2 protein-coding genes are annotated in these 2465 nt (G+C 59.5%); both read left to right on the forward strand.

Annotation, left to right across the window (positions count from 1 at the left end; all coding sequences use genetic code 11):
- Window positions 1-161 precede the first annotated feature (161 nt).
- Window positions 162-542 carry an aspartate 1-decarboxylase gene (gene panD, locus HT737_RS10730; RefSeq protein ID WP_041065393.1) on the forward strand — a complete coding sequence of 127 codons (381 nt, stop codon included), beginning with the start codon at window positions 162-164 and terminating at the stop codon, window positions 540-542.
- Between the two features lie 230 nt (window positions 543-772).
- On the forward strand, window positions 773-2443 hold the full coding sequence (pgi, locus tag HT737_RS10735) for a glucose-6-phosphate isomerase (RefSeq protein ID WP_182402511.1): 1671 nt from the start codon (window positions 773-775) through the stop codon (window positions 2441-2443).
- The last annotated feature ends 22 nt before the right edge of the window (window positions 2444-2465 follow it).

Raw genomic sequence — 2465 nt, forward strand, 5'->3', positions numbered from 1 at the left:
CGAATGCGATCTGTCAGTTGACAACGATGTCGACTGTTCCGACGCTTTCGCGAGCAGGCTCGCTCCCACATTGGTTTCTGGTGTCCACACAGACCATATTGCCGCCCCCAAAGCCTTCGGGCACACTGCCCGCCGTTCGTTTCCAACCCGGGAAATCCCTCATGCAAGCCATCATGCTCAAGGCCAAGCTGCACCGCGCCGAAGTCACTCATGCGGTACTCGATTACGAAGGTTCCTGCGCCATTGATGGCGAGTGGCTGGACTTGTCCGGCATCCGTGAATACGAGCAGATCCAGATTTACAACGTCGACAATGGCGAGCGCTTCACCACCTACGCGATTCGTGGCGAAGAAGGTTCGCGGATGATTTCGGTGAACGGCGCAGCCGCGCATAAAGCCAAAGTCGGCGACCGCGTGATCATTTGCGCCTACGCCCATTACAGCGAAGCGGAACTGGTCAATTTCAAACCGCGCATGCTGTACATGGCGCCGGGCAATGAGCTGAGCCACACCAGCAACGCGATTCCGGTTCAGCTCGCCTGAGCCGCTTCGACGCGCCACTCCCCTTCCGTTGGTCGGCCCGTTCCCGGTATTGATGTTAAAAAAGTACAGGGAACAGGTCAGAAGAAGTCAAGACAGATCGCAGCGCGAGGTTTACTGTATTCGCCCTGCGTTGAAAAATCGTGTCGACGCATTTGACCCTCGCCCAACCAGGGCGTATCGGTCTGTTCTGTGTTCAAAAGGCCGTTCAAGTAAAAAGGAAAACCGCAGCGATGGCGTACTACCGCACTCCTCATGACGTTACCGCTCTGCCTGCCTGGCAGGCGTTGAAAGATCACCGCCAAGCCATGCAGGATTTCAGCATGCGCGAGGCCTTCAACGCCGATCCGCAGCGCTTCAATCAATTCACGCTCAGCAGCTGCGGCCTGTTTCTCGATTATTCGAAGAACCTGATCAACGCCGAGACCCGCAACCTGCTGGTGGGCCTGGCCAATGAAGTCGATCTGAAAGGCGCGATCAAAGCGCTGTTCGACGGCGAAATCGTCAACGCCTCCGAAGGCCGCCCGGCGCTGCATACCGCCCTGCGCCGCCCGGTGGGCGACAAGCTGTCGGTCAATGGCGTCAACGTGATGCCGGAAGTGCACAAGGTGCTGAACCAGATCACCGATCTGGTTGGCCGCATCCACGACGGTCTGTGGCGTGGTTACACCGAGAAGCCGATCACTGACGTGGTCAACATCGGCATCGGTGGCTCGTTCCTCGGCCCTGAGCTGGTTTCCGAAGCGTTGCTGTCCTATGCGCAGAAAGGCGTGCGCTGCCATTACCTGGCGAACATCGACGGCAGTGAGTTCCACGAGCTGACGCAGAAGCTGCGCGCCGAAACCACACTGTTCATCGTTTCGTCGAAATCTTTCAACACCCTCGAGACCCTGAAAAACGCTCAGGCCGCACGCGCCTGGTATCTGGCGCAGGGTGGTTCGGAAGCCGAGCTGTATCGCCACTTCATCGCGGTATCGAGCAACAACGCGGCGGCCGTCGCGTTCGGCATCCGCGAAGAAAACATCTTCCCGATGTGGGACTGGGTCGGCGGTCGTTACTCGCTGTGGTCGGCCATCGGTCTGCCGATTGCCCTGGCCATCGGCATGTCCAATTTCAAGGAGCTGCTGTCCGGTGCCTTCACCATGGACCAGCATTTCCAGAGCGCACCGTTCGAACAGAACATGCCGGTGCTGCTGGCCTTGCTCGGCGTGTGGTACGGCAACTTCTGGGGCGCGCAAAGCCACGCGATCCTGCCGTACGACCACTACCTGCGCAACATCACCAAGCACTTGCAACAGTTGGACATGGAATCCAACGGCAAGAGCGTGCGTCAGGACGGCACCTCGGTGTCGACCGATACCGGCCCGGTGATCTGGGGCGGCGTCGGCTGTAACGGTCAACACGCGTACCACCAGTTGCTGCACCAGGGCACCCAACTGATCCCGGCCGACTTCATCGTGCCGATCGTCAGCTTCAACCCGGTCTCCGATCACCATCAGTGGCTGTACGCCAACTGCCTGTCGCAGAGCCAGGCGCTGATGCTCGGCAAAACCCTGTCGGAAGCCGAGGCCGAACTGCGCGAAAAAGGCATGAGCGAAGAGCAAGTGCGCAAACTCGCGCCGCACAAGGTGATTCCGGGCAACCGCCCGAGCAACACCCTTGTGGTCGAGCGCATCAGTCCGCGTCGTCTTGGCGCGCTGGTCGCCATGTACGAGCACAAAGTGTTCGTGCAGAGCGTGGTCTGGGGCATCAACGCCTTCGACCAGTGGGGCGTGGAACTGGGCAAGGAATTGGGCAAAGGCGTTTACAACCGTCTGGTCGGCAGCGATGAAACCGTTGCTGACGATGCTTCCACCCAAGGCCTGATCAACTACTTCCGCGGTCGTCACCGCGGGGTGAGGTGAACGGCTTGCCCACAAATCCTGT

The sequence above is a fragment of the Pseudomonas sp. MD195_PC81_125 genome, assembly GCF_014060985.1.
Taxonomy (GTDB): domain Bacteria; phylum Pseudomonadota; class Gammaproteobacteria; order Pseudomonadales; family Pseudomonadaceae; genus Aquipseudomonas; species Aquipseudomonas parakoreensis.

Bases quoted from the DNA above. Each gene is read 5' to 3' on its own strand.
- pgi (WP_182402511.1), top strand. From the start codon at position 773: ATGGCGTACTACCGCACTCCTCATGACGTTACCGCTCTGCCTGCCTGG.
- panD (WP_041065393.1), top strand. From the start codon at position 162: ATGCAAGCCATCATGCTCAAGGCCAAGCTGCACCGCGCCGAAGTCACT.